19 protein-coding genes are annotated in these 25261 nt (G+C 56.3%); 16 read left to right on the top strand and 3 right to left on the bottom strand.

Going from position 1 to position 25261, the window contains the following annotated elements:
- Positions 1-48 precede the first annotated feature (48 nt).
- Positions 49-549, top strand: a complete 501-nt coding sequence (locus tag V5T57_RS07425; protein ID WP_332890550.1) for a putative molybdenum carrier protein — start codon at positions 49-51, stop codon at positions 547-549.
- On the opposite strand, the gene V5T57_RS07420 is transcribed toward V5T57_RS07425, so the two are convergent.
- The 3 genes from V5T57_RS07420 to V5T57_RS07410 form a co-directional block, all read right to left on the bottom strand.
- A complete protein-coding gene (locus V5T57_RS07420) occupies positions 546-1097 on the bottom strand; it encodes a DJ-1 family glyoxalase III (protein ID WP_332890549.1) in 552 nt (183 codons plus the stop codon). The two genes, V5T57_RS07425 and V5T57_RS07420, sit on opposite strands and share 4 nt — an antisense overlap.
- A gap of 71 nt (positions 1098-1168) precedes the next feature.
- Positions 1169-1471, bottom strand: a complete 303-nt coding sequence (locus V5T57_RS07415) for a YciI family protein (protein ID WP_332890548.1) — start codon at positions 1469-1471, stop codon at positions 1169-1171.
- Between the two features lie 155 nt (positions 1472-1626).
- Complete coding sequence (locus tag V5T57_RS07410) at positions 1627-2550, bottom strand: nodulation protein NodZ (protein ID WP_332890547.1); 924 nt, start codon at positions 2548-2550, stop codon at positions 1627-1629.
- A 560-nt stretch (positions 2551-3110) separates the two neighbouring features.
- Here V5T57_RS07410 and cysD point away from each other — a divergent pair.
- The 15 genes from cysD (at position 3111) to V5T57_RS07335 (ending at position 24889) form a co-directional block, all read left to right on the top strand.
- Entirely contained in the window at positions 3111-4007 is an 897-nt protein-coding gene (gene cysD / locus V5T57_RS07405) for a sulfate adenylyltransferase subunit CysD (RefSeq protein ID WP_332890546.1), read from the top strand.
- Positions 4007-5911, top strand: a complete 1905-nt coding sequence (gene cysN / locus V5T57_RS07400) for a sulfate adenylyltransferase subunit CysN (protein ID WP_332890545.1) — start codon at positions 4007-4009, stop codon at positions 5909-5911. The genes cysD and cysN overlap by 1 nt, the downstream gene beginning before the upstream one ends.
- A 150-nt stretch (positions 5912-6061) precedes the next feature.
- Positions 6062-6919: a phosphate/phosphite/phosphonate ABC transporter substrate-binding protein gene (locus V5T57_RS07395; protein ID WP_332890543.1), complete on the top strand. Its 858-nt coding sequence runs from the start codon at positions 6062-6064 to the stop codon at positions 6917-6919.
- Positions 6920-9142 carry a HAMP domain-containing sensor histidine kinase gene (locus tag V5T57_RS07390; RefSeq protein WP_332890542.1) on the top strand — a complete coding sequence of 741 codons (2223 nt, stop codon included), beginning with the start codon at positions 6920-6922 and terminating at the stop codon, positions 9140-9142.
- Between the two features lie 1058 nt (positions 9143-10200).
- Complete coding sequence (gene prfB / locus V5T57_RS07385; protein ID WP_442918181.1) at positions 10201-11313, top strand: peptide chain release factor 2; 1113 nt, start codon at positions 10201-10203, stop codon at positions 11311-11313.
- Positions 11314-11397: 84 nt separating this feature from the next.
- Positions 11398-12918 (top strand): lysine--tRNA ligase, encoded by a 1521-nt coding sequence (gene lysS, locus V5T57_RS07380; protein WP_442918180.1) that lies wholly within the window; start codon positions 11398-11400, stop codon positions 12916-12918.
- A gap of 21 nt (positions 12919-12939) precedes the next feature.
- Positions 12940-14181 (top strand): lipoprotein-releasing ABC transporter permease subunit, encoded by a 1242-nt coding sequence (locus V5T57_RS07375; protein ID WP_332890540.1) that lies wholly within the window; start codon positions 12940-12942, stop codon positions 14179-14181.
- Entirely contained in the window at positions 14174-14872 is a 699-nt protein-coding gene (locus V5T57_RS07370) for an ABC transporter ATP-binding protein (RefSeq protein WP_332890539.1), read from the top strand. Before V5T57_RS07375 ends, V5T57_RS07370 begins: the two co-directional genes overlap by 8 nt.
- A gap of 9 nt (positions 14873-14881) precedes the next feature.
- A complete protein-coding gene (locus V5T57_RS07365) occupies positions 14882-18022 on the top strand; it encodes a PAS domain S-box protein (protein WP_332890538.1) in 3141 nt (1046 codons plus the stop codon).
- 3 nt (positions 18023-18025) lie between these two features.
- On the top strand, positions 18026-18697 hold the full coding sequence (locus V5T57_RS07360; RefSeq protein ID WP_332890537.1) for a site-2 protease family protein: 672 nt from the start codon (positions 18026-18028) through the stop codon (positions 18695-18697).
- A gap of 72 nt (positions 18698-18769) precedes the next feature.
- A complete protein-coding gene (gene trpS / locus V5T57_RS07355) occupies positions 18770-19792 on the top strand; it encodes a tryptophan--tRNA ligase (RefSeq protein ID WP_332890536.1) in 1023 nt (340 codons plus the stop codon).
- A 221-nt stretch (positions 19793-20013) separates the two neighbouring features.
- Positions 20014-21924 carry a pseudouridine synthase gene (locus V5T57_RS07350; protein ID WP_332890535.1) on the top strand — a complete coding sequence of 637 codons (1911 nt, stop codon included), beginning with the start codon at positions 20014-20016 and terminating at the stop codon, positions 21922-21924.
- The gene (locus V5T57_RS07345) at positions 21921-22610 is read left to right on the top strand and encodes an endonuclease III domain-containing protein (protein WP_332890534.1); all 690 of its coding nucleotides are present in this window, start codon (positions 21921-21923) and stop codon (positions 22608-22610) included. The genes V5T57_RS07350 and V5T57_RS07345 overlap by 4 nt, the downstream gene beginning before the upstream one ends.
- 10 nt (positions 22611-22620) lie before the next feature.
- Positions 22621-24552: a DNA mismatch repair endonuclease MutL gene (gene mutL / locus V5T57_RS07340; RefSeq protein WP_332890533.1), complete on the top strand. Its 1932-nt coding sequence runs from the start codon at positions 22621-22623 to the stop codon at positions 24550-24552.
- Positions 24503-24889, top strand: a complete 387-nt coding sequence (locus tag V5T57_RS07335) for a ribosomal eL19 family protein (protein WP_332890532.1) — start codon at positions 24503-24505, stop codon at positions 24887-24889. Before mutL ends, V5T57_RS07335 begins: the two co-directional genes overlap by 50 nt.
- The last annotated feature ends 372 nt before the right edge of the window (positions 24890-25261 follow it).

The following is a 25261-nucleotide window of genomic DNA, read 5'->3' as shown; positions in this document are numbered from 1 at the left end:
GCGCTTACCTTTTGCTAGGGCCATCCAATATGGGGTGAGATTATTGTAGTGGTTGCTGACCTGCAAAATCCAGCAGATGTTCCCCACCATTGGCAAAAAGTGGTGACCGGTGGTCAAACCGGTGTGGATCAAGCCGCTTGGCAAGCTGCTTGGCAAGCGGGTTTAGAGATCGGTGGCTGGGTGCCTTTGGGGCGTCGTTGTGAAGCAGGGGTTATTCCTGCACATTTTGGGGGTCAGCAGACCCCCACGGCCGACTATGCCCAGCGTACCGACTGGAATGTACGCGACAGTGATGCCACCTTAATTTTATGCCAGGGCCAAGCCACTGGCGGCACCCTGTATACCCAGCAGCGGGCGGACCATTATGGTAAACCCTGGATCCTGATAGACCCTTTTGCCAATACGGCTGCCGCCCAAGTGCAGGTGTGCTTGCAACAGTGGTCTGGGCGGGTGCTTAACGTAGCCGGACCCCGTGCCAGTGAAGATCCCAACATCGCCCAGGCGGTGTTGCATCTGTTCCAACAGCTGTGGGACTCCAAGCCGGGTTAAGGTCGCATAAGTGACTGTTCCAAGGTTTGCCGTTTTTCCTGCCCCACCAGTACCTCAACCAGGGTTAAGGCAAAATCCAGCGATGTGCCTGGCCCTGTCGACGTAATCACCTTGCCATCACAGACCACACCATTGGTGGGAACGGTCTCAGCCCCTTGCAATTTATCCAAAAAAGCAGGGTAGCTGGTGGCTTTTTTACCCTGCAAAATACCCGCATTGGCCAAAATAGTGGGGGCTGCGCAGATGGCCGTGGTGAACTTGCCCATGGCCACCATACGCTGGAGCATGGCGTGAATGCGCGGGTCTGCATCCAGATTGGTAGTGCCCGGTAGACCCCCAGGTAGGGCGATGAGATCAAAGGTCTCATCCTTCACCGCCTCCAGGGTGGTGTCTGGCAGCACCACCGTACCCCGGCTACAGGTGATGGCTCCTTCAACGGTGCCCGCTAAGGTACAGTCAATCTCGGCCCGTCGTAGAATATCGACAATGGTGATGGCCTCCATCTCCTCACTACCTGGGGCGATGGGAACCAAAACGCGTGGTGCCATGATCTCTCTCCTTCTTCAGGTTTTATGCGGAATACTACCTAAAGAATAGGAGTCTGCCACTCCCTATGGGTTCACGCCGGTAACACTTTTTTAAACGGCTTGACCTGAACGTGGGCATAAACACCGCCATCTACGTAAGGGTCGGCATCGGCCCAGGCTTGGGCATCGGCCAGAGCGTCAAACTGCGCCACCACCAACGAGCCGGTAAAACCAGCTTCACCGGGATCTTCGGTGTCGGTAGCGGGTAGGGGGCCCGCCAGCATCAGGCGACCTTCGGCATCCAAAGCTTTTAGACGTTCTATGTGGGCAGGGCGGGCTTTTTTGCGAAGGGGCAGGCTGTTCTCAACGTCCTGGGATACAATGGCATAGTACATCTATACAACTCCTGTTGGGTGACAAAAAAGTAGGGGGGTAAACCCGCCTATATGGTGCTGATGGTGCCCCTTTTGGGGGGGAACATAAGGGGGGTGCCCAGCGGCCTTGGGGGGCGCTTAGGACAAGGGTAACCCCAGGGCCGCGGCAACGGTGATCACGCCTGATCCGACTGTAAAAGCCGATCAAAATAGATCTGATTGGTGCCATATTTACTCTGTTCATCAATATTAAGGGCGGGGGTGATGAACTGCCCCACCATGCGCCCGTAGTGGGAGAACCAGCTGGGGTTGTAGATCAACCCTTGGGTTGCCGCCAGTAGCCACATTTCTATCACAGCATCTTCGGCCCCTTGCAGATCAAAGGCTTTGTTATGGATGGGCCCTTGGTTATCCGCTAGGAGTTGGGAGTCCCAATAGATTAAATGGGGATGGTGGGCTTGGGCATACTGCCGAAGATCCAGACTGTCCGTACATAACAGCAGGCTGTGCGGCTGGTCGGTGATGCGGGCGACAGTGTGCATTATCCGTGTATAGATCCCCTCAATTCCCAGCTCAATCAGGGCATCCCTACCTTGTCCCAGGCGCTCCCCATTACCGTGGCGAATATGCACCCCAATCACCGGCCGTGGACTAAAATGTGCCGTCTGAAAGGGCTGAATTTTTTGTGCCAGACGTGGGGCGGGCTGAATATACCTAAACAGCTCGGCCTGCCGCTCTTCTGAAGGCAAATGGTGCATGGGGCGGGTGATCAGCAGGGTCGGTTCCGGGCGGTCAATGCCCTCCAACATCGCATGGTGGTAGTCTTCAAACGGCCACTGGTCACTGTGCAAAATAGGGGTGGGCAAAGAGCTGTCGTCAAACTGCGGGGCCGCCACAAAAACCCGAATACCCTCAATCTGGTTTGGAATATGAAACAGCTGTAAAAACAGATTGATGCTTGGGTCTTGAATATAGATAGACTGTCGCCAGTCAATGATCAGATGGCGTCCAGTCTGGATGGCATAGTTCAGGGCGCAGATGACAGAAACCAGATCGCTGCCAATACCGGTCTGTTTGCGGGTAATAATAAATTTCTGCATGGGTTAAGCGTTTTCCAGATCTGGCAGATTGAAGGCATAAGTCTCAGCAACCCTGCGTATGTATGCCTGGGGCGCATTGTGTTGATTTTGCCAAACCTGATGCCCCCCGTCCACCCTCACTGGGATGGGGGTGGGTATAAATGACCATGAGAACGCTCAGGACAGGCAGAAGATAATAAACAAGAAAAATTAGTATATAAAATATTTAATGTACCTAGAAAATAATGTATTTGCCAGGATGAACCACAAGCCTGTAGCTTGATTGTCAGGTTATCACCCGCGCTATGCCCATGTTATCCACGGCTTACAGGTTGGTTAAATCCCTTCATGTTTGCGTAACCGCAGGAATATCGGTGGCGCAGCGGTTTTTTTGACGGTGGTGGTGAAATTGGTGCAGCTCCTGCTTACAGAAGTAGGCCTGTGTGCTGACCGGAATAGGGCCGTGAACATCTACAAATGCCTGCCGGATCTGTCTCTCTTTTAGAGGGGTTCAGTCAACCGTCTGTTTGGGGTGCCGCTTGGCTGCAATGGTCGTTCAAGACGAGGATATTGGAAGAGAAATGAAGACCCATTTACAACGGCTGGAGGCCGAAAGTATCCACATTATGCGAGAGGTGGCGGCCCAGTTTAAAAAGCCGGTCATGCTCTACTCCATCGGCAAAGACAGCAGTGTTATGTTGCATCTGGCCATGAAGGCATTCTATCCCTCCAAACCACCGTTTCCCCTACTGCATGTGGATACCACCTGGAAATTTCAGGAGATGATCCGGTTTCGGGATGAAACCGTAAAAAAGCTGGGGTTAGAGCTGTTGGTCCACACCAATCAAGAAGGGGTGGCGCAGGGGGTTAACCCCTTTGACCATGGTTCGTCGGTCTATACAGATATTATGAAAACCCAAAGTTTAAAACAGGCTTTGGATAAATATGGGTTTGATGCCGCCTTTGGTGGCGCGCGCCGGGATGAAGAGAAGAGCCGGGCCAAAGAGCGGATCTTCTCCTTCCGTACCCGCACCCATCGCTGGGACCCCAAAAACCAGCGCCCTGAGTTGTGGAATCTCTATAACGGCCGCATTGCTAAGGATGAGAGCATCCGCGTTTTTCCGCTCTCCAATTGGACAGAGCTGGATATTTGGCAATACATCCACCAGGAGCAGATCCCGGTGGTGCCGCTCTATTTTGCCCAGTCCCGCCCGGTGGTGGAACGGGATGGCACCTTGGTGATGGTGGATGATGGGCGCATACCCTTGCAGCCTGGTGAGACACCGCAGATGAAGTCGGTACGTTTTCGTACCCTGGGGTGTTACCCGCTAACCGGGGCCATTGAGAGTGAGACCACCGATCTGGCTGGCGTGGTGGGGGAGATGATGTTGGCCAAGACATCGGAGCGGGAAGGGCGTGTCATTGATCATGATGGGGGCGCCTCTATGGAAGAGAAAAAGCAGGAGGGGTATTTCTAATGGGTGACCATGCAAGTATAGCTAAGCAGTTTGATCTGGATCGCTTTGTTCATGAGCAAAATCAAAAGGACCTGCTGCGTTTTATCACCTGTGGATCGGTGGATGATGGTAAATCAACCCTGTTGGGGCGGCTGCTCTATGACAGTAAGCGGGTCTTTGATGATCAGCTGAGTAGTCTGGAGAGTGACTCTGGCCGTTTTGGTACCACCGGCTCCGGTAACCTGGATCTGGCGCTGTTGGTCGATGGTCTGGCCGCCGAGCGTGAGCAGGGCATTACCATTGATGTTGCCTACCGATTTTTTGCCACCGATCAGCGTAAGTTTATTGTGGCGGACTCTCCAGGGCACGAGCAGTACACCCGTAACATGGCCACCGCCGCATCAACCGCAGAGCTGGCGGTTATTTTGGTGGATGCCTCTAAGGGGTTGATGACCCAAACCCGCCGTCACAGTTTTATCGCCGCTTTAATGGGGATTAAAACGGTGGTGTTGGCGGTGAATAAAATGGATCTGGTGGCCTACAGCCAGGAGAAGTTTGAGGCCATTGTTGAAGCCTACCGACCCTTTGCGGAGGGGTTGGGTATTGGGCATGTAGAGGCCATACCCCTCTCTGCCCTGGTGGGGGAGAATGTGGTGACGCCTTCGGCTAAGCTGCCCTGGTATACCGGTGGCCCGCTGTTGAGTTATCTGGAGTCGGTACATCTGCGTCAGAGCAATGATCAAGGTCCATTCCGCATGCCGGTACAGTGGGTGAACCGCCCCAATGCTGAGTTTCGGGGGTTTTCCGGTACCATAACGGGGGGGACGGTCAAAGCGGGCGATGATGTGGCGATCCTACCCTCTGGGGTGAGCAGTCGTGTGGAACGGATTGTGACCATGGATGGTGATCTGCCCCAGGCGGGACATGGAGAGGCGGTCACCTTGGTGTTGAGGGATGAGGTGGATGTCTCCCGTGGGGATGTGATCGCCCAGGCGCAGTCCCGACCGGAGGTAACCGATCAGTTCGCCGCCCACCTGATCTGGATGAGTGAAGATCAGCTGCTGCCGGGTCGTTCCTACCAGCTGCGTATGGGCACCGCTGCGGTGCGGGCGCAGATTACCAAGATCAAGCATAAAATTAATATCAATACCAGCGAGCATATGGCTGCGGAGCATCTGTCACTCAACGATGTGGCGGTGTGTAATGTGGCGTTGGATCACCCGCTGCCGTTTGATCGTTATCAAGAGAGCCGCGAGCTGGGCAGCTTTGTGTTGGTGGACCGTATAACCAACGCCACCGTCGGCTGTGGCATGGTGGACTTTGCCCTGCGGCGGGCGGCCAATATTCACCAGCACGCCATGAAGGTGGATAAGCATGCCCGGGCCAAGGCCAACACCCAGCATCCTTGTGTGTTGTGGTTTACCGGTTTGTCGGGTTCGGGTAAGTCCACGGTGGCTGACCTGGTGGAGCAGAAGCTCTACCGCATGAACCAACGCACCATGTGCCTGGATGGCGATAATGTACGCCATGGTCTAAACCGGGATCTGGGCTTTAAGGATGAAGACCGTGTGGAGAACATCCGCCGTATTGCCGAGGTCTCCAAGCTGATGGTCGAGGCGGGGCTGATTGTCTGTGTCAGCTTTATCTCGCCGTTCCGTAACGAGCGGCGCATGGCCCGTGAGTTGATGGAGGAGGGGGAGTTCTTTGAGGTGTTTGTGGATGCCTCTCTGGAAGTGTGTGAGCAGCGTGACCCCAAAGGGCTGTACAAAAAGGCCCGCTTGGGTGAAATCCCCAACTTTACCGGCATTAGCAGCCCTTATGAGGCGCCAGATAACCCCGACCTGCATTTGGCGGCAGGGGATGAAACCCCGGAGAATCTGGCCAATCAGGTGGTGGCCTTTTTGCAACGGCAAGGTGTGCTCTGACCGTTGGCACGCATGGATGAGTGGCATAAAGAGAGAGGGGCTATTGCGGCCCCTCTTTTTTTTATGGGTGGTCGGTAAAAAAAGTGGTTACAAACGCTAGGCGTCGTGAATGAACCTGTTTACCATGGGGGGGTCTAAACGTGAGGTGAGATGGCGAGCAGCCTGGAGAGTATGATGCGATATCTGATGATAGGGGTGATGGCGCTCATGGTATGGGGGGCGACCCCAAGCTGGGCCCATGATCAAACACGGATCTACAGCTTTGGGGTGGTGCCTCAGTTCGAGCCACGTAAGCTGGCGGCCATTTGGCGCCCCATTCTCACCGAGGTGGAGAAGCTGACCGGGTTGCATCTGCATATGACCGGATCCCCCGATATTAATGAATTTGAACGGGGTTTTTTGCGTGGGGATTTTGATTTTGCCTACATGAACCCCTACCACGCCGTGTTGGCGGCCAAGCATCAGGGCTATTTGCCGATCCTGCGCGACCATGGCCGCAAACTCTCAGGTGTGTTGGTGGTGGCAAAAGATAGCCCCATCACCCATATTAAAGAGCTACAGGGGCAGACCATCGCCTTTCCTTCCCCCAATGCCCTGGGGGCTTCCCTGTTAATGCGCTATGAACTGGCCGAGCAGCATGGGTTAACGGTTGAACCGCTTTATGTCAAAACGCACTCTTCGGTCTATTTACATGTGGCCTTGGGGCAGGCGGTCGCGGGTGGGGGTGTGCTGGGTACATTAAAACGTCAAAAGCCCGCGGTGAAGTCTCGGTTAAAGGTGTTTTATACCACCCGTAAAATGCCCCCTCATCCCATCACCGCCCATAAGCGCATTTCCCCTAAGGTGCGTCAGCAGATACAGCAGGCTTTTTTAAAACTGGGGCAGAGCAAAAAAGGCCAAGCAATGTTGGCCAATATTCCGATGAAGCGTATGGGCGTAGCCGCTCAAAAAGATTATGCTGTTTTGAACGATTGGCAGTTGGAGCATTATTATGTGGCAGCACAATAAATGACAAAACCCTTTCTATCCTTACGTTTGCGTATGGCCCTGGTGGTGCTGTTGTTTGTGATCAGCTTTAGCGCCTACCTGCTGATCTATTGGCAACCACAACATGAGCAGCAGGTTGAAGCCCGCCTACAGGCACAGACGCAGAGCCAGCTCTCCATCGCCAGTGAAGCGATGTTGCCCTACCTTATTCAAAATCAAATGGCCACCATCCATGAGGTGTTGGACGCTTTTTTAGCCCAAAATCCTCAGTGGCACAGTCTGCTTTTGCATAACAGCCGGGGGGAGGTGATCTACCCGCTGTTTATCCAAGCCGCCACAGCCAAACCAGCCCTGCAGCGCTTTGAGCAGGTCATTACACTGCGGGGTGAGAAACTGGGCACGCTGCTGTTGACTGTGGATTTTGAACCGGACTTTAACCGTTTACATGGGGAGCATCGGCAGCTTTTAGGGTCGCTTATTTTTGCGGTGGTGGTATTGGGCGCGTTACTGGAGCTGGTGTTGGAGCGTGCGGTGCGGCGACCCTTGAAGGGGTTGGTGCTGGCCACCGAAGAGTTGGCAGATGGTGCCTACCACAGCCCGCTGCCCCATGCTGGGCAGGATGAGCTGGGTCGTATGGTGCAGAGCTTTGAACGCATGCGCCAGGTGATCCATGACAACCACTCTGCCTTGGTGGAGGCCAAACAGCAGGCCGAGGCGGCCAGTCTGGCCAAAAGTGAATTTTTAGCCACCATGAGTCATGAAATCCGCACCCCCATGAATGCCATTATCGGTATGTCGGAGCTGCTGGATCATACCGATCTGTCGGGTGAGCAGAAGCACTATGTGACGGTGTTTCAGCGGGCGGGTGAAAACCTGCTGGATCTGATCAACGATATTCTGGATCTCTCTAAAGTGGAAGCGGGGCAGTTTGATCTGGATACGGCCCCCTTTGATCTGCATGAGCTGGTTCAAGGGGTTGCGGAGATCTTTGAACCCCGAGCAAAAACCAAGGACGTTGCCCTCTCCTATACCCTGGATGAACAGATTCCACGCTTGATGATGGGGGACCCCAAACGGTTACGGCAGGTGTTGGTCAACCTGCTGAGCAATGCGGTGAAGTTTACCCAGCGTGGCCGCATTACCCTACAGCTCTCGACGGAAGAGCATGGGTTGGACCATGCGTTGGTGTGTTTTCATGTGCACGATAGCGGTAGTGGTATTCCTGAAGACCAGCTGGAAAGGATTTTTGAGCCGTTTAGTCAGGTCGATGCCTCCAGCACCCGTAGCCATGGGGGCAGTGGCTTGGGGTTGGCCATTAGTCAGCGGTTGGTGCAACTGATGGGGGGGGTGCTCAGGGTGGCCAGTTCTGTGGGGGAAGGTTCCGACTTCTCTTTTACCTTAAATCTGCGTCACGCCTTTACTGAGCCGGAACCCTCCAGGTGGGATGAACAGGGCATGGTGTTTGATGGAACCCGCATACTTTTGATGGACGATAACCCGGCCAACCTGGAGGTGTTTACCGCCATGTTGAGCCAGGCTGGTTGCAGGGTAACCGCCGTTGAGAACTCGGCCCATGGGTGGATTGCCCTACACCAGGCCCAGCAGGAGCAAGATCCCTTTCAGGTTCTGCTCTCCGACTATCACATGCCCATGGTCGATGGGGTGCAGGCCATTGATGTGGTGCGGGAAGATGCGACCTTAAGGGAGCTGCCGACCATTCTGTTAAGCTCGGATGATGGCGCTGAGGTCATGCAAAAAGTACGTATGCGGGGGTTGCGGGCGTTGGTCAAGCCGGTCAAGCGGCGGCAGCTGCTCCAGGTGGTGCGGGAGGTGTTGGATACCCCGCCCCCGGTTCTCTCCTTGCAGGGTGGGCGCATTCTGCTGGCGGAGGATTTTGAAGATAATGTCTTGTTGATGAAGGCTTATCTTAAAGACAGTGCATATGTGGTGGAGGTGGTCTCCGATGGTGAGCAGGCTGTTGACCTGTTTAAGCGGCACCCCTTTGATCTGGTGTTGATGGATCTGCAAATGCCCCTTATGGATGGCTATGAGGCGGTCAGGCAGATACGCCAATGGGAGCAGGATGAAGGGCGTGACGCCACCCCCATTTTGGCGCTCACCGCCTTTGCGCTGGACGGTGACCGACAAAAAAGCCTACAGGTGGGGTGTGATGGTCACCTGACTAAGCCCATTAAAAAGCAAGATCTTCTGCACGCCATTACCCGCAATATTCGCTCTTCTTAGCGTATAAAAGGGTGGTGTGCCATCGTGGGGAAGGTCGGGGCACGGTTAGGGGGGCAGGGCGTGCGGCTTGGGGGCGCGGCACCTGTGTGTGGGGAGGGGGCTAAGCCGACAGCGCCCAGCTTTTGCGCCGTGCGGCCCAGTGCATGAGCGCGGCCACAACCGTTTGGTAGGCACGGGTGACCTCCTCGGTGGCCAAACCGCTCATCTGGATCTCTTCGTAGAGGTCGGTAATGGCCTTAGCAGCTCCTTTCTAAGGGGTCGGTCACTCTCCATAATGGCTTGGGCGAGACCCCTGAGCTTGGGCGCTTCTTCTCCCTCACAGCCTGCCAACCGAAAAAAGGCGGTCTCCACCGGGGGTTCAGGTGGGTAGGACCAAAGTGCCCCGCCGCAGCGTCGTCTCATCTTATGGTCTCCCCTGTTGTGTACCCATTTTCACACCATCGCTTGGCCATGTTTTTGTACGGTTCCGGCTTACACTCTCTTGCTCTCTCTTAACGCGATACGCCGCCTGGGGCGGACAATCGACCCTTCCTCCATAATGGGGCTGAGTGGTGTTGCCGATCGAGCGCCGACACGCCAACCCGCTTTGTGAGGGGGCGCTGTGCATCACCGGTTGGGTGTGGCGGCAGGCGGGTTTTACGATCCCGGTGCCCCGTGGTGGCACTTTATGCACACAGAAAAGCTAACCCTTAAACGGGTTGGGGATCTAGGGTTTGGGTGTTTAAAGCGCTTTAAAGGTGTGGCACAACATAATAATGAGCATGGTGTGTGGGGGGTGCGCTCATCTTTATGTTGTAACCCGGGTGTGGTCGATGCGGTTTTGGCCTGTTTTTTGGCCTGTTTTTAGGGGCGCGTTGGGTGGAATGCTCGGTGCCGAGGCCCTTCCTTGCGAATCCGGTTTATGCATGGGTAGTAAATATGGTATAAAGCGGGGTTTTAGCCAAACATGGGAACCGCCCACCCGCATGTGTCGTTACCCCGGTAATGGCCTGGAGCTATGGGATATCCAGCCTCTGTTTACAGATCCTCTGTACAGGGTGCCAACGGAAGCAAATGCTGTGGAAGAGAATATACAAAAAACCTTCGAGGCCATCGGTGAAAAACTGGCACTGCTCAAAGGACATTTAAACTATGAGCAGGGCAAAGAGCGCCTGAGTGAGCTTGAGTCCCTGGCCCAGGATCCCGATCTGTGGGGGGATGCCGATCGCGCCAAAAAAGTGATGACCGAAAAAAACCGCCTGGAAAAAACCATCGGTGAGTGGGATGCGCTGGATACCGAAACCAGTGATGCCCGTGATCTGCTGGAGATGGCCCAGGAAGAGGGTGATAAGGATATGGTTGCCGAGGTGACCGCCCAGGTGACGGAAATCCTGACCCGCTTAGAGGGGCTGGAACTGGCCCGTATGCTCTCTGGTGAAGCGGATGGCAACAACTGCTTTATTGAGATCCATCCCGGCGCGGGGGGGACCGAGTCCCAGGATTGGGCCTCCATTTTGCTGCGCATGTACCTTCGCTACTGTGAAAAATCCGGCTTTAAAACCGAAGAGATCGATTATCAGGCCGGGGATGAAGCGGGCATTAAATCGGTCACCATTAAGGTGGAAGGGGAGTTTGCCTACGGTTATCTAAAGGTCGAGAGTGGGGTGCACCGGCTGGTTCGCATCAGTCCTTTCGACTCTTCAGCCCGTCGCCATACCTCGTTTACTTCCGTCAATATCTACCCGGAGATCGATGACTCTATTGAGGTGGAGATTCTGGATAAGGATCTGCGGGTGGACACCTTCCGGGCCTCTGGGGCTGGTGGTCAGCACGTGAACAAAACCGATTCGGCCATTCGTTTAACCCACCAACCCACCGGTATTGTGGTGCAGTGTCAAAGTGGCCGTTCCCAACATAGAAACCGTGATGAAGCGATGAAAATGTTGCGGGCACGTCTCTTTCAGTTAGAGATGGAAAAACGCGCCGAAGCTGCCCAAGCCGCAGCCGATGCCAAAAGTGACATCGCCTGGGGGCACCAAATTCGCTCCTATGTGCTGGCCCCTTACCGCCTGGTTAAAGATCTGCGTACCAACTATGAAACGGGTAATACCGATGCGGTGTTGGATGGCGGGCTGGATGGCTTTATTAAAGCCGCCCTGTCTCAGCGCATTGGTGGCGGCGACAACGCCTAGGCTTTTTTAAACCGGCCCACACTGGGGCGGGAAGGTCGGCTGATCGGCAGCCCCCTTTAAACCGTTATCATCCTCTGGATGATTATGATCGACGTACAAACGGGAAAAAAACAGATGTCCCAACAGGAAGAGAACCAACAGATTGCCGCCCGTAAAGTTAAGCTTGAGGCCATCCGAGAGGCTGGGGTTAATCCCTATCCCACCGGCTTTAAGCCTGAGGTGGATCTAAAAACTGTGAGCGAAGCCCACGGTAATGAGACCGACCCCGAGACACTGGAGCGGGTGAAGGTCAAGATCGCTGGCCGCATTATGCTGCTGCGTAATTTTGGTAAACTTACCTTCGCCACGGTGCAGGATGAGAGTGGCCGTCTACAGATCAGCGGACAGCGGGACATCATTGGTGCCGATCTCTATAAAGGGGTCTTCCGCAAGATTGAGGTGGGGGATATCCTGGGTGTGGAGGGGTATCTGTTCCGCACCAAGGTGGGCGAACTGACGGTGCAGGTGGAGAAGTTTGAACTGCTCTCCAAAGCGGTCCGCCCCCTGCCTGAGAAGTTTCATGGCCTGGAGGATATGGAGACCCGCTACCGCCAGCGCTATGTGGACCTGATTGTGAATACAGAGGTGCGGGATATCTTTAAAACCCGCAGCCGGGTGATTAGCCGTATCCGCCAGTTTATGGAGTCGCGTGGTTTTCTGGAGGTTGAAACCCCCATGATGCACCCCATCCCTGGTGGGGCCACGGCCCGTCCCTTTGTGACCCACCACAATGCGCTGGATACCGAGCTCTATCTACGTATTGCACCTGAGCTCTACCTGAAGCGTTTGATCGTGGGTGGCTTTGAACGGGTGTTTGAGATCAACCGTAACTTCCGTAATGAGGGGCTCTCTCCCCGGCACAATCCAGAATTTACCATGATGGAGTTCTACCAGGCCTATACCGACTATCAGGAGCTGATGGCGTTTACCGAAGCCCTGGTGCAGGATGTGGTCAAGGATGTCAATGAGGGTGAGCTGGAGGTAACGTACCAGGAGCAGACCCTGGACTTCTCCGGTCCCTGGGCCCGTTTGACCCCCGCAGAGGCGATCATTCAATATATGGAGGCCGACGCCTCCCGTATTACCGAGCGTGCCTACCTGGAGAGCTTGGCCAAATCCTTGGGGATTGAGCCAGACGCCAATTGGGATGATGGCATGCTGTTGCTCAATGTCTTTGAAGAGGGTGTTGAGCATAAATTGATGCAACCGACCTTTATTATTGATTATCCCATCTCGGTGTCACCACTCTCCCGTCGTAGTGATGATAACCCTGATATTGCAGAGCGTTTTGAGCTGTTTATTGCCGGTCGTGAGATCGCCAATGCCTTCTCAGAGCTTAACGATCCTGCCGATCAGGCCAGCCGTTTTCAAAAACAGGTGGAAGCCAAGGATGCCGGGGATGTCGAGGCTATGCATTTTGATGCCGACTACATCCGTGCCCTGGAGTATGGCATGCCCCCGACCGGTGGTGAGGGTATTGGCATTGACCGTTTGGTCATGCTGTTGACCGACGCGGCCAATATTCGTGAAGTACTGCTCTTTCCGCAAATGAAGCGGGAAGCGTAACCACGACCAACAGGAGCGGCCATGTTCAGCACCTTTGAGTGGCGTGTGGGGTTGCGCTATCTGCGGGCCAAACGCAGCCAACGTTTTATCAGCGCCATTACCGGGCTATCGGTAGCCGGTATTGCCCTGGGTGTGGCGGCGCTGATTGTGGTGCTGGCGGTGATGACCGGCTTTAAGGAGGAGCTGCAACGGCAAATCCTTGGGGTGATCAGTCATGTGGTGGTGCAGTCCTACGGTGGTAAAATGGGGGATGTCGATGCCGTGCTCAAGCGGGTAGAGGCCACCCCGAATGTGGTGGCTGCTTCCCCCTTTATTTTGGCCAACGCCTTGGTCTATAGCGGTGGGCAGGCCTACGGCATTGCGGTGCGTGGGGTTGACCTAACGCGGGAAAAAAAGGTCTCCAACCTGCACGCCAATATGGTGCGCGGGCAGATCGAGGCCATGTCGGGCTTTGGCATTGTGTTAGGGCAGTCGCTGGCCAATAACCTGGGGGTAGGCTTGAATGACCGGGTCACGGTCATGGTGCCCAAAGGCAACGTGACCCCCGCCGGTACCGTGCCCCGGGTTAAGCGGTTTCGGGTGGTGGGTATATTTAATGCCGGTATGCATGAGTATGACAGTAACCTGGCCTATATCCACTTAAGAGACGCCCAAAAACTGCTACGCTTTGGCGACAAAGTGACCGGTATTGAGGTTAAAACCCCCCATGCTGATTTGGCCATGGGGGTGCGCCGAGATTTGGAAAAACGTCTGGCTGGCCCCTATTGGATCCGGGACTGGATGCAGATGAACCGTAACTTCTTCAATGCCATTAAGCTGGAGAAGGCCACCATGTTTGTGATCCTCTCCCTGGTGGTGTTGGTTGCAGCCTTTAACATTATCAGTTCGTTGATTATGGTGGTGATGGAGAAGGGTAAGGATATTGCGATCTTAAAGACCATGGGGGCCCGTGGGCGCTCGATTATGGCGATCTTTATGATCAACGGCGGGATTATTGGTGTGGGGGGGACCATGGCTGGTTTGGGCTTTGGTCTGCTGCTGGCTAAAAATCTGGAAGCCACCCTTGGTTGGATCGAAAAAACCTTCGGTATTCAGATCTTACATGGGGATGTCTACTACATTGATAAACTCCCCTCTAAGGTGCTGACATCGGATCTGATCTGGATCACCATTATCTCTTTGAGCATCAGCTTGCTTTCGACACTCTATCCCGCTTGGCGGGCGTCCCGTGTGGATCCGGTGGAGGCCCTGCGCTATGAGTGAGCCCTCTTCTATTTTATTAAAAGCCCAAGCACTGACCCGTGGTTTTAAAACCGAAGGGGGCATGGTTGAGGTGCTTAAAGGGGTGGACTTAACCTTGGACCGGGGTGAGGTGGTGGCCCTGCTGGGTCAGTCGGGTGCGGGTAAAAGTACCTTAATTCAGATCTTGGGTACCCTGGACCGTCCCAGCTCAGGTCAGGTGACCATGGATGGCGTGGATCTGTTTGCCCTCTCCCGTGGCAAACTGGCCCGCTGGCGCAACGAGAATATCGCCTTTGTCTATCAGCAGCACCGCCTGTTGCCGGAATTTGATGCCCTGGAAAATGTCATGATGCCGTTGATGATCCGTCGTATGGAACGGACCCAGGCGGTGGAACAAGCGACGGCGGTTCTGGAGCGGGTGGGGTTGAGGCACCGGATTACCCATCGTCCGGGTCAGCTCTCCGGTGGGGAGCAACAGCGGGTGGCCATCGCCCGTGCTTTGGTGGGGGAGCCCAAGCTGCTGCTGGCCGATGAACCCACAGGTAACCTGGATACGCACACCTCGGATGCCATCTATGATCTGCTGATGGCGCTCAACCAAGAGCAGGACCTGACCCTACTGATGGTAACCCACAACCCGGATCTGGCCGCCCGCATGGGACGCCGCCTGCGTATGCAGGATGGCACCATTGTGGATGGGGATGCCGCTTAGGAGAGCCCTGTGTCAGAGCACGCTCCATCCAGGCAGGAAGTGCAGCTAGCCACGCGGTTTCAGCAGCTACGGCTTGATTTTATAGCAGAAATTCCCTCCCTGTGTCGTGATCTGGATCTACTGGTGGCCGCCCCGACGGATGTGGATCGGCAACGACGCTGGCACTGTGCCCAGTGGCATGCCCGTTTGCAGGGGGTGGTGGGCAGTTGCGCGACCTTTGAGTGCCGTACGCTGCGGGACTTGGCTCAGGACGCTGGTAACCTCCTGCAAAAACTCAGCCGTCAAGATATCTCTATGGAGGACGCCCTGGCTATGCGTCAGGAGCTGCGAGAGGTGCTGGCGGAGCTTAGTGAGAGTGCCCAAGCCAAATTGGCGCATCAAGAGACGGTGGAACTGCCGCGGGATTATGGGCTGTTTTTGCAAGAGGAGGTGCTCTCCCACACGGTGTTGGCTTTCTCTCAAGACACCACCATGCTGGCGGAGCTAAGTGGTTTTTTAAAGAGCAAAGGGTACCGCCTGGTGCCCATGCCCAGCTATCAAGCACTGCGTGATGAGGTGTTAAAATCCTCGGCAGCGGCGGTGTTGGTGGATCTGGAAGCCATGGCTGCGCGGGTGGATGAAGGGACCATTCCCGGCTTGATGTGCCAGGAAGAGCAGATGCCTATGCCGCTGCTGGTCTTGGGCGGTAGCGATAATATGGACCACCGTCTCTGTGCCGTGCGCCTGGGCAGTACCGCGTTCCGGGCCCGACCCATTGCGGCGGATGAACTGGCCCGCCAATTAATTGCCCACCATCAACGCCACAACCATGCCCAGCGCGCCCGCGTGCTGATTATGGATGACAATGAACCCCTGGGGCAGTTCTACCAGTCTCTGTTAGAGATGGTGGAGATGGAGGTGGTCTACATTCGTGAGGCCGAAGAGCTGCTACCGGCCATTCAGCGCTTTAAGCCAGAGGTCCTGTTGTTGGATCTGTATATGCCCGACGCCAACGGCTTGGAGATTGCGGCGGTGGTGCGACAGAGCGAAACCTATTCGCAACTGCCCATTTTGCTGATGGTTGAGAACAATGCCGGGCGGCGGCTGCTGGATCAGACCAAGGAGAGCGAGAGCTTTTTGATCAAACCGGTGCAGCCGGGGTTGATGGTCCGTGCGGTGGTGGAGCGGGTACGCCAGCGGCGGCAGACGGTGGGCCGGGTGGAGTATATGCGTTCGGCCCTGCATGAGCTGGAGCAGCTGCAGCTGGCCTTGAACCAACACGCCATTGTCAGTGTCACCGACCATGACGGCAACATTACCTTTGTGAACCAAAAGTTCTGTGAGACCAGCGGTTATACCCCCAGTGAGCTCATTGGCCAAAACCACCGTATGCTGAAGTCTGATCATCACTCCGCCTCTTTTTATAAAGAGATGTGGGATACCATCAGCGCGGGTCAAACTTGGCATGGTCAGGTCAAAAATCGCCGTAAGAACGGATCCACCTACTGGGTGTCCGCCACCATCGTACCGTTTATGGATACCGACGGTACCCCGCGGGAGTTTATCTCTGTGCGGACCGATGTAACGGCGCAAAAGGCAGCCCAAGAGCGCTATATGGCGTCGGAACAGCGGCTACAGGCGATCTTGGATAATACCCGTGAAGGGGTGGTCGTCATGGAGGCCTCGGGGAGCATTGAAATGCTCAACCCGGCGGCGGCCGGTATGTTTGGCTACACCCTGGCGGAGATGGAACAGCCTACCATTCAGTGGTTATTGCCCGACTTTCCACTGGAAGATGCCCTGCACGATGCCCTGCACGATGCCCCGGCCCCAGTGGCAGGGGAGGATCCACACCGGGCCAGCCTCTACCGGGAGCTGTCGGCCAGCCGGGCGGATGGCCGCACCCTGCAGGTTGGGGTTTCGGCCAGCAGTTTTCACTTAGAAGAGCGGGCGTTTTGTGTGGCGGTGGTGCGGGATATCACCGCCCGTAAGATGGAAGAGGTTGAGCTGAAGCAGGCCAAAGAGAGCGCCGAGCGGGCCAACGAGGCCAAAACACGCTTTCTCTCCAGTATGAGCCATGAGCTGCGCACGCCGATGAATGCGATTTTGGGCTTTGCACAGGTGATGCAGTCCGACCCCAACGAGCCGTTAACGGAGTCTCAACGGGAGTGTACGCGGGAGATCATTCAGGCGGGTGGACACCTGCTGGAGTTGATTAACGATGTTCTGGACCTGGCCAAGATTGAAGAGAATAAGGTGGGTCTAAAGGTTGGACCGGTGCATGTGCAGGAGGTGATTCGTGAGGCCATTGCCCTGGTCACCCCCATGGCCAACCGCAAAGGGGTACGGTTGCGGCATAACTTGAAAAGAGGGCTGTGTGACCGTTGTGATGTACTGGCCGACCGCACCCGTTTAAAACAGATTTTGATCAACCTGGCCAGCAATGGTGTGAAGTACAACCATGAGGGCGGGGTGGTGGAGCTCTCCTGTCGCTTGGATGCACTGGGTAAGGCCCGGATTGAGGTTCAAGATAGTGGTATGGGCATACCCAAGGATCAGCAAGCCCGGATCTTTGAGCCGTTCCACCGCTTGATTGAGGATGGCACCATTGAGGGGACCGGCATCGGTCTATCCATTGTCAGCCGTCTGGTGGAGGCCATGGGGGGCGCCCTGGGGTTGGAGAGTAAGGTGGGGCAGGGTAGTACCTTTTGGTTTACCCTCCCCAAAAGTGGGGATGTCTGTGAGCTCTCCAGCCAGGTGTTGGATGAAGCGGCCCAAGCGCCACAACCCAAGGTGGTGCTCTATCTGGAAAACAACCCTGTTGATCTCCAGCTGATGTCGGTCTTGATGCGCCGGTATGACTATCTGCGTATGGACCCGGTGAGTGATGTGGATGTGGCTAAAATGCAACTGTTACAGGGGGGGGTGGATCTGTTGTTGGTGAACGTGGGGGGCTTTCGTGCACAGATGCCCGATCTGTTTGATCAACTACAGCTTGACCCGATGCTACGCAGCACCCCGGTCATTGCCATTAGTGCCGATGATGAAGTTGAGAGCGGCGCGCAGGATTTAGCCGGTTATCACCGTTTTATGCAAAAGCCTTTGGATCTGGAGCAGCTGATTGCCCAGATCCGTCTGTTGTTGGATCTTGAACCCCAGGAAGAGATGTAACCCATGCTGGATATTAATAGCATTATTCAAAACGTACTCATCTGGGCACCGGGTATTCTCTTAGCGATCACCCTGCATGAGTGGGCCCATGGGTATGCGGCCAGCCGTTTTGGTGACCATACCGCAGCCATGATGGGGCGGTTGAGCTTAAACCCCCTGGTGCATATTGATCTCATGTGGACCATTGTGATTCCCGTGGGTATTTTAATCTTCTCCATGGTGACCATGGGCCAACCTTTTGCCTTTGGTGGCGCTAAGCCGGTACCGGTGAACCCACGCAACTTCCATGGCTCTCTGCGGGTGGCTATGTTCTGGGTGGCGTTGGCGGGTCCGTTAATGAACCTGGTTCTGGCGGTGGTGGCGGCGCTGCTGCTGCATGGTGCGGGGTTAATGCCCGACTTCTTCGCAACCCCTGTGGCGCTCATGCTGCTGGCGATGTTGAAGATGAATGTCATCTTGGCGGTGTTTAATCTGCTGCCCATGCCGCCGCTGGATGGGGGGCGTATTGCCGTCGCGGTGCTGCCCCACCCATGGGATATGCGCTGGGCGGGGTTGGAGCGCTGGGGCATCATTATTGTTATGGTCTTGGCTTTTTCTGGTCTGCTGGGGCAGATCCTGGGTCCCATGATGTCTATGGTGACCCATGCGGTGGCCAGTGTGACCGGTTTGATCTAAATTGTTGCCAGAGGCTGGGCGCTTAAGGTGTACCATCCCTCCGGTTTTTTGTTGGTGTTTAGGAGAGTTTTTGTGTCTGATCCATCCCTTCGTCCTGTGGTGTTCAGTGGTGCGCAGCCTACCGGTCAATTGACCCTGGGCAACTATCTGGGGGCGCTGCGGCAGTGGATTGCCCTGCAAGAGGATCACGAGTGTATCTTCTGTGTGGTGGATCTGCATGCGTTGACGGTGCGTCAAGACCCCAAAGAGCTGACCGAGGCGATCTACTCTCTGGCGGCGCTCTATCTGGCGTGTGGTATTGACCCGGAGCGCAGCACCATTTTTGTGCAGAGCCATGTTCCGGCCCACTCTGAGCTGGCTTGGTTGCTCAACACCTATACGCAAATGGGTGAACTGGAGCGTATGACCCAGTTTAAGGACAAATCCCAACGTCATAAAAATAACATTAATGCCGGTCTGTTCACCTACCCGGTGTTGATGGCGGCAGATATTCTGCTCTATGGTTCTGAGCGGGTGCCGGTGGGGGAGGATCAAAAGCAGCATCTGGAGCTGTCGCGGGATGTGGCCATGCGCTTTAACAACATCTATGGCGATACCCTGGTGGTGCCTGAGCCGATGATCCCCAAGGGGGGGGCACGGGTGAAGGATCTGCAGGATCCCACCAAAAAAATGTCCAAAACTGCCGAGTCTGATTTGGCCAAAGTGATGTTGTTGGATGACAGCAAGCGCATCATTAAAAAATTCAAAAAAGCGGTGACCGATAATGAGGCCACCATTCGCTTTGATGAAGCGGCCCAGCCCGGTGTGGCCAATCTGTTGAACATCTATACCGCCCTGACCGGCAAAAGTATGGATGACGCGTTAAGCCACTTTGATCATAATATGTATGGTAAACTTAAAGTGGAGACCGCCGAAGCGGTGGTTGAGGTGCTTGAGCCCATCCGTACCCGGTATGAAGAGATCATTGAAGATCGGCCTTATCTTCAAGAAGTGTTGGCGCAAGGTGCTGAAAAAGCCCGTGCCCGTGCCGAGGTGTATATGCGCAAGGTGCAAGAGGCTATTGGCCTGCCTTTGGACACCCACCGTTTTCGTTAAGCAAAAAAGGTTTGGTCGTCTGCGGCTGGCCCTCTATCCTTAAAGCATCATATTCCACCAAGGGTCAGTACTCGGTTATGTGTACTGACCCTTGGTGTCTATTGGGTTGGATCCCCTTTGTCCAGGGCTGCGGCACCGCTTACGCGGGGGCCAGCGGTTTGGTTAAGGTGATCTTTAGTGTTGGTCTACTTTGTTACGGTACATGTGGTTAGGAAAATACGATGAGTCAAGCTAAGAGCCGCCGGAAAACGCGCACCAGTAGCTGCAGCAGTGGGGCTTGCTCGACCAAATCTGGTCCCAACCGTAGCAACCGTAAAAAGTCGACGGTGCACAAGGGTAAAGGTTCACCAGAGTCTAAGCGTAAACCCAGCAGCCCGGCGGCCTCCAAGGGGCAGCCCGGCTCGCGGACGGCCAAACATGCTGGTGGTCGAAAAGCACCCGCTAAGTCCACGGCCCGTCAAGAGGGGGGCTCTGGCCAAGATGCCCGTCGTCCCTCCCGTCCTGCCCGCCCTTACCGGGCGGCCAAGGTGATGGATGATGGGGAGAGTGAGCGCCCTGGCCGAGGTGGTCGCGGCGGCGAGCGCGGTGGTTCCAGTTATGCGGACAGCCGAGGTGGTCGCGGTGGCGAGCGCGGTGGTTCCGGTTATTCGGACAGCCGAGGCGGTCGCGGTGGCGAGGGTCGTTCAGATCGAGGCGGTCGTGGCGGTGAGCGCAGTGGTTCCGGTTATTCAGACAGCCGAGGCGGTCGTGGCGGTGAGGGTCGTTCGGATCGAGGCGGTCGCGGCGGTGAGCGTGGCGGTTCCGGTTATTCGGACAGCCGAGGTGGTCGCGGTGGCGAGGGTCGTTCGGATCGAGGCGGTCGCGGCGGTGAGCGCGGTGGTTCCGGTTATGCGGACAGCCGAGGCGGTCGCGGCGGTGAGGGTCGTTCGGATCGAGGCGGTCGCGGTGGCGAGCGCGGTGGTTCCGGTTATTCGGACAGCCGAGGCGGTCGCGGCGGTGAGCGCGGTGGTTCCGGTTATGCGGACAGCCGAGGCGGTCGCGGCGGCGAGGGTCGTTCGGATCGAGGCGGTCGCGGTGGCGAGCGTGGCGGTTCCGGTTATTCAAGCAGCCGTGGCGAGGGACGTTCGGATCGAGGCGGTCGTGGTGGGGAGGGGCGCACTGAGTTTAATCGGCCAGCCCCACGTACCGGGGCGCGTTCTGCGCCGGGTAGCCAGCGTACCTCGACCGATCCGTCCCAGTCTGATCAAGAGAATAAGCGTCCGGCCAAAAAGAAGTTCCCCATGCCGACCCCATCCTACAACACCCCCAATAATCCAGCTTCCGGTCGGGTGCGTGCGGCGGGCAGTGCCCGTGTCACAGGGGCGGCGCCTCGTCTGCAAAAGTGGCTCTCTGAGCAAGGGTTGTGTTCCCGCCGGGAAGGGGAGCAGTGGATTCAGGAAGGGCGGGTGGCCATTAATGGTGAAGTGGTCAAAACCCTGGGTATTAAGGTGGCCAAAAAAGATCGGGTCGCGGTGGATGGCGAGATTATCGTACCCAAGCGCAGCCGTAATACCGCCATTATTCTCAATAAACCCACGGGTATTATCTGTACCCGCAATGATCCCCAAGAGCGCCGTACGGTGTTTGACCTTATTCAAAACCCCGGCACACGGCTCATTACCGTGGGGCGGCTGGATATTAACTCGGAAGGTTTGTTGATTTTAACCAGCGATGGTCAGCTCGCCCATGGTTTGATGCACCCCTCCCGCGAGGTTCCCCGTGTTTATCGGGTAAAGACCTATGGGGTTTTGCTGGAAGAACAGCTTAAGGAGATCCGGGAAAAAGGGGTGCGCCTGGAAGATGGCCCAACCGGACCTTTGGAGATTACCCTGGATCGGGGGCGTGAGACCGGCAACAACAGCTGGTACACCATTACCCTGCGTGAGGGACGCAACCGTGAGGTGCGGCGTATCTTTAACCACTACGATGTGCAGGTGGCCCGTTTGATCCGTGTGGGCTATGGCGGTGTGGAGTTGGGGGATGTCCCCAGTGGTGAGTGGCGCGCGGTAACGGTGGATGAGTGGAACAAGCTGCAAAAAGCGGCCAAGCTCCCTAAACATGAGGGGGATGCGGATACGGAGTCTGAAAAGTGAGCGATACTGGGCAGGCATCCCGTTTGATGCGTGCCCAGAGCTGGCCACTGCCCGCTGTTTACGATCATCTGCTGCAACACTATGGCCCTCAACACTGGTGGCCTGCGCAGAGCAGTTTTGAGATGATGTTGGGGGCGATGTTGGTGCAAAACACCACATGGGTGGCAGCCCATGGTGCCGTGCAGGCGCTACACCGGGCTGGTTTGCATAGTCCCGAGGCCCTGCGCAGCGCACCAGAGGCGCAGATTCAAAGCTTAATCCGCCCAGCCGGTTTTTTTCGGCAAAAGTATAAACGCATCCGGGCGCTGGCTCTCTTTATGATTCACTATCAAGACTGCACCAAGCTGCTGTTTGAGATAGAGGGAGAGAGCCTGCGGGAGACCCTGCTGACCATTTATGGTATTGGCCCAGAAACGGCCGATTCCATATGCTGTTATGAAGCCAAGCAGCCCTGGTTTATTGTAGATAGCTATACCCAACGGTTGTTTCAACGCTTGGGTTGGATCGAGAATCGTTGGCCTTACAACACCCTACAGCAGGCGGTGCATGGGCAGTTACCCGCCGACGCGGCGGTGTTGGGTGAGTTCCATGCCCTAATTGTGCGCCATAGCAAAGATCACTGCAGTGCCAAACCCCAATGTCACCACTGCCCGTTAACCCATTACTGTGCTTTTGCCACTTTGTGAGTTTTCATCCATGCAGACCTCAGCCCGTCCCCGTGTTCAGCAGCTTCCTGAAACCCTGGCCAACCAGATTGCCGCTGGTGAGGTGGTCGAGCGTCCAGCCTCGGTCATTAAAGAGCTGGTGGAGAACAGTATCGATGCCGGTGCCAGCCAAATAGAGATCAAGGCCGAGCAGGGCGGTAAGCGCCTTATGCAGGTGGTGGATAACGGTCACGGTATGTCGGAAGAGGAGGCCACCCTGGCCTTAACCCGCCATGCCACCTCTAAAATCCACAGCGCAGAGGATCTCTTTTGCATCGGCACCTTGGGGTTTAGGGGTGAAGCGCTGCCCTCCGTCGGATCAGTCGCCCAATTGGAGCTGGCGACCCGTATTGATGAAGAACCCGATGGGGTGGCCTTAACCGTTTTGGGTGGCGAGCGCCAACCCCTCAAACGGGTAGCCATGCCGGTTGGCACACGGGTTACGGTGCGTAATCTGTTTTTTAACACCCCCGCCCGCCTGAAGTTTTTAAAAGCAGACCGAACGGAAGCCAACCACATTACCGAACTCATCCAACGCTTTGCCATCGCCTATCCCCGTGTGGGGTTTAAGCTCTCTATTAATGGTAAAGAGACCCAAAATTATCGCCCTGTTGAGGATGAATCCAGCTATGTCGAGCGGTTGGGGGCGGTGTTGGGGGGGGAGTTTGTGCCCAACTGTATGGAGATTAATAGTGGGGATGAACAGATGCGGGTCTCCGGTTGGGTGGGGTTGCCAACCCTAAACCGTGGCTCAGGCTCAGGCATGCATCTGTTTGTAAATGGCCGCTGGGTGCGGGATAAAGTGGTAACCGCGGCGGTGCGTGAAGCCTACCGTGACTTAATGCCTCGGGAGCGCTTTCCCCTGACAGCGCTGTTTGTGGAGGTGGATCCTGAAGAGGTGGATGTTAATGTACACCCGGCCAAAGCGGAGGTGCGCTTTCGCCATGGGCAATCGGTTTATGGCCTGCTCCGTCGGGCGCTGACTGGTGCCCTGCAAGATTTGGGACCTCGGGCCTATACCCCCAGTGAAAGCCCTTTTCAAAGTGCAGAGCAGCCCCCCGTTTTTGAGGCCCCCCCCGCGGTGGACCCTTTTGCCGATGAGCCTTTTGCACCGCATGCCGCGCAACCCCCCGTGGAACTGCCCTCTGCGGTCTCTCAGCCCCAATCCTGGCAAACCAATTACCCCCCCAAAGTTCAGGAGGGCACGCCACCACGTCGGGCCGATTGGACGCCTCAACAACAAGGGGCGTTGGAGCTGGAGAGTCAATCCCGCTATGCCTCGTTGGAATCCCCCGTCGCACCACCACTGGCCCCACCTGATGGGAAAAGCGCCCCAGACCATGGTCCCTTGGGGCAAGCGGTGGCCCAGTTGCACAATCTTTATATTGTCTCCCAAACGGAAGCAGGCATGGTGTTGGTGGATCAACACGCCGCCCATGAACGCATTGTTTATGAACGCATGAAAGGTGCCTGGGACCGTAAAGAGAAAATCGAAACACAGATGCTGCTCATGCCAGAGGTGCTGCAACTCACCGCCGCAGAGGCCGAACGCATGGCCTTTTGGCAAGTAACCCTGGCGCAATTGGGGATTGGGTTGGAATCCTTTGGAGAAAATGCCTTCGTCATCCGGGAGGTCCCAGCCCTGCTGGCACGTGGGCAAATCGCCCCCCTGGTGCGGGATGTGGTGGAACAACTGGAAAAAGTGGGGGAGGCCACAGCCCTGACCGAAGCACGGGATGAAGTGCTGGCCACCATGGCTTGCCATGGCTCGGTACGCTCTGGGCGCCATCTCACCCGTGAAGAGATGAATGCCCTGCTGCGTGAAATGGAGCGGACCCCCAATACAGGGCAGTGCAACCATGGACGCCCCACCCATGTTCGTCTCTCCCTCGCAGATCTGGAACGGCTCTTCGAACGGCGTTAATAGCACTCCCGGACCCACCGGCGCGGCCCCGGACCCACCAGGCTCTGCCCTGGACCCAACCGGCTCTGCCCTGGACCCACCAGGCTCTGCCCTGGACCCAACCGGCTCTGCCCTGGACCCAACCGGCTCTGCCCTGGACCCGCCGGGCTCTGCCCTGGACCCGCCGGGCTCTGCCCTGGACCCGCCGGGCTCTGCCCTGGACCCGCCGGGCTCTGCCCTGGACCCGCCGGGCTCTGCCCTGGACCCGCCGGGCTCTGCCCTGGACCCACCGGGCGCTGCCCGGACCCGATTAAGGGGCAGGCAGAGCCTCCCCTTAATAATCCCCAACCCCTTTTAATGGTTTTCCCTCGTGTGGGCGAAACCGCCTGAGCCAATCCCAGCAGCAAAACATGCCACACTCTTTTGAGGATTTTTTAATAGAAGGGGGAGTGTTTGCAGGACCATCTCAATCTCTTTGAGAGTGTCGATGGATGCGCAGGGCATGGCAGATCTGCGGTTTGTTCAGAGAGTGGCTGATCCTTCCCCCCCAAAAAAAGCTTATTCATCTGAACCGGGCGCTGCCCTGGACCCACCGGGCGCTGCCCGGACCCGTCGGGCGCTGCCCGGACCCGATTAAGGGGCAGGCGGAGCCTCCCCTTAATAATCCCCAACCCCTTTTAATGGTTTTCCCTCGTGTGCGCGAAACCGCCTGAGCCAACCCCAGCAGCAA

The organism is Magnetococcus sp. PR-3, assembly GCF_036689865.1.
Classification (GTDB): Bacteria; Pseudomonadota; Magnetococcia; order Magnetococcales; family Magnetococcaceae; genus Magnetococcus.
Note: the sequence above shows the minus strand (reverse complement) of the source record. Positions and strands in the feature narration are given on the sequence as shown.